This is a genomic window from Kribbella sindirgiensis (assembly GCF_004331435.1).
Classification (GTDB): Bacteria; Actinomycetota; Actinomycetes; order Propionibacteriales; family Kribbellaceae; genus Kribbella; species Kribbella sindirgiensis.
In genome coordinates this window covers 119,090-128,446 of record NZ_SJKA01000020.1, presented here as the reverse complement: position 1 = coordinate 128,446, position 9,357 = coordinate 119,090, and the positions used below count along the sequence as shown (strand labels likewise).

General features: G+C 69.9%; 6 protein-coding genes and 1 pseudogene. 4 read left to right on the top strand and 3 right to left on the bottom strand.

Annotated elements, in window-relative coordinates; genetic code table 11:
• A pseudogene (locus E0H50_RS43270) lies at positions 1 to 1,462 on the top strand (hypothetical protein); the annotation flags it as partial.
• Positions 1,463 to 1,527: 65 nt separating this feature from the next.
• Here E0H50_RS43270 and E0H50_RS36565 read toward each other — a convergent pair.
• Genes E0H50_RS36565 through E0H50_RS36555 form a run of 3 tightly spaced genes read right to left on the bottom strand, consistent with a single transcriptional unit; the run spans position 1,528 to position 3,282 of the window.
• On the bottom strand, positions 1,528 to 1,926 hold the full coding sequence (locus E0H50_RS36565; RefSeq protein ID WP_131295592.1) for a VOC family protein: 399 nt from the start codon (positions 1,924 to 1,926) through the stop codon (positions 1,528 to 1,530).
• 9 nt (positions 1,927 to 1,935) lie between these two features.
• Complete coding sequence (locus E0H50_RS36560; RefSeq protein WP_131295591.1) at positions 1,936 to 2,610, bottom strand: potassium channel family protein; 675 nt, start codon at positions 2,608 to 2,610, stop codon at positions 1,936 to 1,938.
• Between the two features lie 9 nt (positions 2,611 to 2,619).
• Complete coding sequence (locus E0H50_RS36555) at positions 2,620 to 3,282, bottom strand: potassium channel family protein (protein WP_131295590.1); 663 nt, start codon at positions 3,280 to 3,282, stop codon at positions 2,620 to 2,622.
• Positions 3,283 to 3,376: 94 nt separating this feature from the next.
• Here E0H50_RS36555 and E0H50_RS36550 point away from each other — a divergent pair, with 94 nt between their 5' ends.
• The 3 genes from E0H50_RS36550 to E0H50_RS43595 are packed head-to-tail and all read left to right on the top strand — an operon-like array spanning position 3,377 to position 9,348.
• The gene (locus E0H50_RS36550) at positions 3,377 to 5,407 is read left to right on the top strand and encodes an APC family permease (RefSeq protein WP_131295589.1); all 2,031 of its coding nucleotides are present in this window, start codon (positions 3,377 to 3,379) and stop codon (positions 5,405 to 5,407) included.
• Positions 5,404 to 6,603, top strand: a complete 1,200-nt coding sequence (locus E0H50_RS36545; protein WP_131295588.1) for a class I SAM-dependent RNA methyltransferase — start codon at positions 5,404 to 5,406, stop codon at positions 6,601 to 6,603. The genes E0H50_RS36550 and E0H50_RS36545 overlap by 4 nt, the downstream gene beginning before the upstream one ends.
• Before the next feature lie 36 nt (positions 6,604 to 6,639).
• Entirely contained in the window at positions 6,640 to 9,348 is a 2,709-nt protein-coding gene (locus tag E0H50_RS43595) for a hypothetical protein (protein ID WP_202868490.1), read from the top strand.
• Positions 9,349 to 9,357 lie beyond the last annotated feature (9 nt).

Genomic DNA, 9,357 nt, shown 5'->3' with positions numbered 1-9,357 from the left:
GGGCGTGTTCGTCGCCCCGTCCGACGACCACGGCACCAAGCAAATCTGGGTCCGCGCCGCCGCCGGTGACGTGATCCGCTTCGACGCCACCATCGACGACCTCGCGCGTGCCTTGAAGATCCTCGGCGACCCCGACGACCTGGACCAGCGCCGCGCCAAAGCCCTCGGCTGGATCTCCGACCCTGCCGCCGCCCACCAACTCCTCGAAGTTGCCCGCTACCTCGCCCGCACCCAACCCACCCACGCCGAGCCGGCGAGCGCCCAGCAAGGCGACCCCGAGCCCACCCACCGCCAGCCCACCGACTCCCAGCCCATTGACCGCCAGCCAACAGACCCTCAGCCACCGCACAACCGGACGCCCGTCACCTCAGATGCTGCTGACGATGCACCCCAGTGGACCGAGGCAGAAGACAGGACCGGACAGGCCGAGCAGGACGCACCAGCGGCCGATCACACCGCCGAGGCTGAGCAGGGCATCCCGGCAGCTGACGACACTGCCCAGCCTGAGCCGGACGTATCGGCAGCTGACAACACCGCGCCGCTCGAGGTTGATGAAACGGCTGAGGACCAGGCGCTCGCCGGGGACAACGGTGCATACGACAGCCCGTGCGACGGTTGGGGTGACGCTGCCTATGACGGTGGGGGCCATGGCGCGGACCGCGTTGCCGGTGAAGGTGGGGATGGTGAGGATGCGTTCACGCGGCTGGCTTTGGCGGGGTCGCTGCCGGGGCGGCTTGCGGCGATCAAGCGGGATGCATGCAAGAGCGGGCTGGGGGCGGGGAGCGGGCGGCGGGAGCGGCATACGTTGTATGTGCATCTGACGGATCGGACGCTGGCTACCGGGGACGGTGTGCTGCGGGTTGAAGAGCTCGGACCGTTGCTCGCCAGTCAGTTGGGTGAGTTGCTGGGGCATGGCCAGGTGGTCGTGAAGCCGGTGATTGATCTGCAGGATCAGGTCAGTGTGCATGGCTACGAGATTCCGGAGCGGATCCGTGAGCGGGTGCGGCTGAGGCATCCGGTCGACATGTTCCCGTACGGCGGGGCGGAGGCCACCAGGCGGATGGATCAGGACCACATCACGCCGTACGACCGGACCGGGCCACCCAGACAGACCGGTCAAACCGGTCAATCCGGGCAGACCGGCACCGACAACCTCATACCGCTGACCCGGATCCATCACCGTGCCAAGACGTTCGGTGGGTGGCGGAGCCGACGCCTGCCCAGCGGTGCTGTTGATTGGGTCAGTCCGCACGGGTTCCGGTTCGTCGTCGACGACACCGGCACGCACCAACGGTCACTCGCCGTCCACGCGGGAGGACTCGACGCGAGAGGTTTTGACACGGCACGCCTCGACACGGCCGAGGAGGCGGAGCAGGAGGTGCCTTTGAGTAGGTGGGCCTCGGAGTACGCGTTCTCGGTGGCGGCGGTCGGCGGTGGGTGCTGGCGCGTTGGTCTGCAGTGAGTGGCCGCTGGGCCCAGACCCAGCCCCAGCCCAGCCCCAGCCCCAGGATCCAGGGAGCCGGCGGGCTACCGGCGGTTCTGGACGAACTTGAGTTGGTGGGCGTCAGGGTCGCGGACCCAGGCGTAATGCAGTCGGCCGTCCGGGGAATCGGTCGGTGCGACGACGGCGGTGGCGCCCGCGGCTAGGGCGACGTCGTACATGGCGTCCACGTCGTCGCACCAGAACACGATCTCCGTCGCGGGGCGATCGGCAGGCGCCACACCGAGGTCGACGAGTTCGTTGGCGACGCGCGCCGACGTCAACCCGATACGAACCCCGGCCGCCTCGACCTCCACATGGGCAATGGGATCAGAGGCGGGTGCCCGGAACATCTCCGTCAGTCCGAGACCCCGGTAGAACGCAAGGCACCGATCAACGTCGTCGCAGAACAGATTGACCTGGAACTGCTGGATCTGAGGAGGCACCGGGCCGCTCTACTCCGACTTGCGGTGGTGCGGGGAGAGCATGTCTTCGAGCTGTTCCTCGGTCTCGTCGGCGGCGACGAAGAGGAGTTCGTCGTTGAGTTCGAGGGTGCCTTCCGGGTCGGGGCGGAGGACGCGGCCCTCGCGGAGGATGACGACCAGCGCGGTGTCGAGCGGCCAGTCGATGTCGCCGACCCGCAGACCGATCATCGGGGAGTCCTCGGGCAGCGTCAGCTCGACCAGGTTCGCATCGCCCTGGCGGAAGGTGAAGAGCCGGACCAGGTCGCCGACGGACACCGCCTCCTCGACCAGCGCGGACATGATCCGCGGCGTCGACACCGAGACGTCCACACCCCAGGCCTCGTTGAACATCCACTCGTTCCGCGGGTGGTTGACCCGGGCAACGGTCCGGGGTACGCCGAACTCGGTCTTCGCGAGCAGGGACACGACCAGGTTGACCTTGTCGTCACCGGTACTGGCGATCGCGACCTGGCACCGTTGCAGCGCGGCCTCCTCGAGCGAGGACAGCTCGCAGGCGTCGGCCAGCAGCCACTCGGCGCGCGGCACCGACTCGGCCTTGATCGCCCGGGGGTCCTTGTCGATCAGCAGGACCTCGTGGCCGTTCTCCAGCAGTTCGCCGGCGATCGAACGACCCACGTTGCCGGCTCCCGCGATGGCTACCCGCATCACAGCTCCTCAGGCCTCTTCAGGTTTGGTACCGAGCTGGGCCTCGATCGCGGCGGCGTCGCGCTCCAGCATCACGACGTGGACCAGGTCACCCTCTTGGATGACCGTGTCCGCCCGGGGCAGGACGCCCTCACCGAGCCGGGTCAGGAACGCGACCCGGGCGCCGGTCGCCTTCTCGATGTCGAACGCGGGCAGGCCGATCCAGTCCGCGTGCACATGCACCTCGGCCAGCCGCACGGTGGCGGACGGGTCGCGCCACTCCGGCTCGGAGCCCTCGGGGAGCAGCCGGCGCATCATCTGGTCAACGGTCCAGCGGACGGTGCCGACCGTGGGGATACCGAGCCGCTGGTACACCTCGGCGCGTCCCGGGTCGTAGATCCGAGCCACCACGTTGTTGATCCCGAACGTCTCGCGGGCCACCCGGGCGGCCAGGATGTTCGAGTTGTCACCGTTCGAGACCGCCGCGAACGCCTCGGCGTCCTCGATCCCGGCCTCGATCAGCACCTCGCGGTCGAAACCCATCCCGACGATGGTCCGCCCGGTGTACGCGGGGCTCAGCCGGCGGAACGCGTCGGCCGACTGGTCGATGATCGCGACCGTGTGGCCGCGTTTCTCCAGACCGCGGGCGAGCATCGACCCGACGCGGCCGCAGCCCATGATGACGACGTGCACTCGCTGATCACTCCCTGCCCCGTGGCGGGCCGCTGGCTCGGTTCGGCAGGGATAGACGCTACACCGACCTGCGGGTGCCTCTAACATCACCGGTGTGACTCCCGCTCTAGGCGATATCGGCAAACGGCTGCTGCTCGGACGCAAACTGCGCAGCACTCAGCTGGGTGAGACCTTGCTGCCGAAGCGCATCGCCCTCCCGGTGTTCGCGAGCGACGCGCTGTCGTCGGTCGCCTACGCCCCCGACGAGATCTTCCTGACGCTGTCGATCGCCGGGCTCGCGGCGCTGACGATCTCCTGGAAGATCTCGCTCGCGGTCGCGGTGGTGCTGGTCGTCGTCGTGCTGTCGTACCGGCAGAACGTGCACGCCTACCCGTCCGGCGGCGGCGACTACGAGGTCGCCAACGTGAACCTCGGCCCGACCGCGGGCCTGACCGTCGCCAGCGCCCTGATGGTCGACTACGTCCTGACCGTCGCGGTGTCGATCTCGTCGGCCGCGCAGTACGCCGCCTCGGCGATCCCGGCGCTGGAGGGACACCAGGCGACGGCGGCCGTGATCGCGGTGCTCTTCCTGACCACGATGAACCTGCGGGGCGTGCGCGAGTCCGGGGCGGCGTTCGCGATCCCGACGTACATCTTCATGTTCACGATCCTCGGGATGGCTGCCTGGGGCTTCGGGCGGTTGCTGTTCGGGCATCTGCCGGACGCGTCGAGTTCTGGGCTCGACATCGCGGCCGAGGACCAGTTCGCACACGGGGCGAGCGGGCTCGCGATGGCGTTCCTGATCCTGCGGGCGTTCTCGTCCGGGTGCGCCGCGCTGACCGGGGTGGAGGCGATCAGCAACGGCGTACCGGCGTTCAAGAAGCCGAAGAGCCGGAACGCCGCGACCACGCTGGCGCTGCTCGGCACCATTTCGATCGCGATGGTGGTCAGCGTCGTGACGCTGGCGAACGTGATGAAGGTCCGGTTCGCCGAGGACCCCGGGACCCAGCTGCTCCGCGACGGGGTGCCGGTCGGCGAGGGGTACCACCAGGACCCGGTGATCGGCCAGCTCGCCAAGGGCATCTTCGACCACTTCTCGCCCGGCTTCTACCTGGTCGCCGCCGCGACCGGCGTGATCCTGGTACTGGCCGCGAACACCGCGTTCAACGGGTTCCCGGTGCTCGGGTCGATCCTGGCCCGCGACGGGTACCTGCCGCGACAGCTGCACACCCGCGGTGACCGGCTGGCGTTCAGCAACGGCATCGTGATCCTGGCCGGTTTCGCGATCGTGCTGATCGTCTCGTTCAACGCCGAGGTGACCCGGCTGATCCAGCTGTACATCGTCGGCGTGTTCGTCTCGTTCACGATCAGCCAGATCGGCATGGTCCGGCACTGGACCCGGCTGCTGCGCGACGAGCAGGACCCGGGCAAACGGGTCCGGATGATCCGGTCCCGGGTGATCAACGCGATCGGCCTGACGCTGACCGGCGTGGTGCTGGTGATCGTGCTGATCACGAAGTTCCTGCTCGGCGCGTACATCGCGATCATCGCGATGGCCTGCCTGTTCCTGCTGATGAAGGGCATCCACCGGCACTACGAGACGGTCCGCCGGCAGATGGCGGCCGAGGGCGACGAGCCGCTGATGCTGCCGTCCCGGGTGCACGCGATCGTCCTGGTGTCGAAACTGCACAAGCCGACGCTGCGGGCGCTGGCCTTCGCCAAGGCGGCCCGCCCGTACCAGCTCGAGGCCGTCACCGTCGACGTCGACCGGGACGAGTCGGACGCGCTTCAGGCCGAGTGGGAGACCCGCGGCATCCCGATCCCGCTCAAGCGGCTCGCCTCGCCGTACCGGGAAATCACCCGCCCGATCCTGCAGTACGTGCGCGACATCCGGCGGCAGTCCCCGCGGGACGTGGTGATGGTCTACATCCCCGAGTACGTCGTCGGGCACTGGTGGGAGCACATCCTGCACAACCAGAGTGCCCTGCGGCTCAAGGGGCGCCTCTTGTTTACACCTGGTGTGATGGTTACGTCCGTTCCTTACCAGCTGCTCTCGTCGCAGGGGGCCGAGGAACGGCAGGACCGGGTGGAACGGGTGGCCGGCCAGGTACGGCGCGGTGCCCGCAAGGCGTCAGGAGATCGGTGACAGACGAGAACAGTCTGGTCGGGGCGGTAGTCGAGCTGGAGGTAGGTCCAGTCGCGCACGGGGGACACTGTGTCGCCCGCCACGAGGGGCAGGTGGTCTTCGTCCGGCACGCGCTGCCGGGGGAGCTGGTGCACGCCCGGATCACGGAACAGACAGCGAAGTACCTGCGGGCCGACGCGGTCCAGGTACTCACACCGTCCCCACAGCGGATCGAGCCGCCGTGCCCGTACGCCGGACCGGGCCGGTGCGGTGGCTGTGACTTCCAGCACGCCAACATCGTCGAGCAGCGGCGGCTGAAGGCGACGGTCGTGTCGGACACGCTCCGGCGGATCGGCGGGATCGAACGGACCATCGTGATGGAGTCGCCCGGTGACGACGGGCTCGGCTGGCGGACACGGATGCGGTACGCCGTCGTGGACGAGCGGCCCGGTATGTACGCGCACCGCTCCCACGACCTGATCCAGATCGACCAGTGTCTGCTCGCGCACCCGGGGACACCGGACGTGCTGAGCTCACGCTGGCCGGGCGTGTCGTCGGTGCAGGCGGTGGTGTCGTCCGAGGGGAAGACCGCCGTACTGACCGACCGGGACCCGGGGGAGCGGCTGGTAGAGGTGGTGCGCGACCGGCGGTTCCTGGTGGAGGCCGGTGGGTTCTGGCAGGTGCACCCGGCGGCGCCGGAGACGCTTGTGGACGCCGTACTGAGCGGGCTGGAGCCTGCTGCCGGTGAGACCGCGCTCGACCTGTACTCAGGGGTCGGACTGTTCGCGGCGTTCCTGGCAGAGGCCGGCTGCCCCGTGCTGGCGATCGAGGGCGACAAGGACGCGGTCCGGAACGCCCGGCGCAACCTGCACGACCTGGACGGCGTGACGCTGGAGAACGGCGACGTCGACCGGGTACTCAACGCGGCGGCCGGCCAGGGTCTGGAGCATGTGGACCTCGTCGTACTGGACCCGCCACGGACCGGGGCCGGGAAGGACGTCGTACGGCGAATCGCGGCGCTCGGACCGCGGCGAGTGGCGTACGTCGCGTGCGACCCGGCGGCGCTGGCGCGGGACCTGAAGACGTTCGGCCGCCTCGGGTACGGGATCGCGTCCTTGCGCGCCTTCGACCTGTTCGGGATGACCCACCACATCGAATGCGTCGCCATCCTCGAGCCTGTGGACAGCGAAGTGGCCAGTCCTGGAGGGCTCGGGTAGCGTCTGGGCCTGGATCCAAATGCGCTTGGAGACCTGATGCCGCTCGTTGACCTGGACGACCCGGAGGAGTTGCGCGCCCGCTGGAGCGCACTCGCCGCGGTCGCGCACGCCACGGGCTTCGACCGGCGCTGGTACGCCGACGCGGACGGGTACCACCACCAGGACGAGACCGCCTCCGTGCTGCGGATGGCGCGCCTGCCGGACGGGCGGGCGGTGCTGTGGGGATTCCACACACAGCACAGTCGGACCGCGGGCGAGGACCTGCTGGCCGGGTCGCCGGACTGGATCGGGCAGCCGGAGGTGCGGCAGCGCCAGACGGCCGGCGAGCTCGGGTTCGTGTACGGCGCGTTCAACGGGAGCTGGGCGCGCGCGTCGTACCCGGGTGACCCGTGGCAGCCTGTGGACGACGGGTTCGCGGCGATCGGGGACTGGATCGCGTCCGACGAGGCGACCGCCGACGAGATGGTCGAGTGGGTCGCGGAGTGGTGCGACTACCTCGGCGGCCTCGACGAACTCCGCCCGTACGGCGTGGAGCTGATCCGCGCCGCGGCCGGGCCCGGGATCTCGGCCGGCGCGCTCGCGGCGTTCTTCGGGCAGTTCGGGATCGACCCGCGGTCACCGGTGCAACCGGACCTGCCCGCCGGCGTCACCGCGGGCGAGGACTTCACCCGAAACGTTGCAGAACCGGCAAATTTCGCCACAGACCCTGACACAGCCGAGGTCTCGGTCGTTGAAGATCCCGTGATCGGAGACAACCTGCCAGGCGACGACGAGGAGTCGTACGTCGTCCCACCCGGTATCAGCCCCTTCACCGGCCAGCCGATCGCCGACCCACCGCCCCGGCCGTACGTCGATCCCGCCGCGCCCGGGACGTACCTGCCGGAGAACCTCTCGAGTCCTGGGCTGCCGTCGTCCGAACCGCCGCGGGTCGGCGGCGGCGTGTACGAGGGCGACGACTTCTACAACAGCCTTTTCGCCGACGCCCCCGCCAGCGCGACCCCCGCCGCCGACCAGGACTGGGAAACCGCAGAACAGTCCTGGCCCGACCAGGACGCCACCAGCGCCTACAACCCCTTCCCCGACCCCACCCCCGATCCAGCCCCCGATCCAGCCTGGACAGGCCCCGCCTGGATCAACGGCAAATGGGTAGAAGACCCCACCGCAGCGGCACCCGGTGGGTCGGCGGATGCGGCACCGGTGGACCCGCCGGTCGCCTCGGTGGCCGACCTCGAAGACGACGACGCCCCCACCGCCGAGATCGAGGCGGTCCTGGACCCACCCCCCGCCGACGAAGACGACCTCTCATCCTTCACCGGCCCATCCCCATTCGCCCCCGCCCCCACCACCGACCCCACTCCCGCTCCCGACCCCGAGGCCGCGGCAGATCCCGCGCGCGCCGTCGATCCGGCTCACGAGCCAGTGGCTCCCGACTCCGCGCTCCAGGCGGACGAGTTTGCGGGTGCGGACGACGACCAGACCGCTGAGATCCCCGCCGTCACCGAGGTTCAAGCTCAAGTAGAGCCCCACCCTCAACCCCAGCCCTGGCCACAACCCCAGCCGCAGCCCGAACCGTGGCCGCAACCAGAGCCCCACCCAGCACCCTGGCCCCAGCCCACCCCACCAACCCCCGAGCCAACCCCAGCACCCGAGCCAACCCCGGCACCCGAGCCAACCCCGGCACCCGAGCCAACCCCAGGACCCGCACCGACCCCAGGACCTGAGCCGACCCCGGCGCCCGTACCGACCCCCGGCCCGACACCGACGCCGGTTCCTTCGCCCTTCCCAGAGCCTGAGCCGATCCCCGGGCCTGTCCCGGACCCCGAGCCCGAGCCGAACCCGTTCCCGGATCCCGAGCCGGCACCGTTCCCCGAGCCCGAGCCGGAGCCCACCCCGGAACCGATGCCGGAACCCGAGCCACAGCCGACCCCGGAACCGGAGCCGGAACCGTGGTCCGAGCCGCACGCAGACCCCGACCAGATCTCGCCCTCCGAACGGCAGCCCGCGAGCGCCTCATACAGCGAGCCGCTGCCTGGCGCGGATGGGTTGGAGCCGGCTGTGGCGCGGCTGGCGGGGGACTGGGAGATGGTCCCGGGTGATGGGTTCGGGGGTGACCCGGAGGATGACATGCCTACCGGGTTTGTGCCTGTGGTGGATGAGGACGAGCCGGCCGGGCTGGTGGAGTCGGTTGGAGCTGGTGGGGCGGCTCTGGGTGGGATGTTGGTGGCTGGGTTGGGGTTGGTTGGGGGTGGGGGGCCTCGGGTGGTGCCGCCGGCTGGGTCGCTCGAGGAGGCTATGCGGGCCGAGGTGGAGCGGCCGCGGCCTCGGCCTGAGGAGTCGGAGGCGGTGCGGGCGTTGCATGACTGGTGCCGGGCGCGGACGGCGATCGTGCCGTCGGGGTTCACGATCCAGGTACAGGTGCTCGACCCGAGCGCCCCGTCGTACCGGTTCGACCTGGAGCCGCCGGACGTGGACGATCCCGAGTTCGCCGCCGACAAGCTCAGCGGTCTGCTCGGTGACCTCTGGCTGACCGAGGCGAAGGATGAGCAGGGCGGTTGGCTGTTCGCGCGGATCGACGCGGCCGGCCGGACCTTGCGGATCGACCGGTGGTACGACCAGGTGCCCGACTGGTGGGACAACCCGGTCGAGGAGCGTTTCAACGCGAACGAGCTGGTCCGCAGGCTGTACAGCCGCGGTGCCGAGTGGCAGCCGTCGTACCTGGAGAAGCTGTACACCAGCGCGAGATAGCGTTGGCGC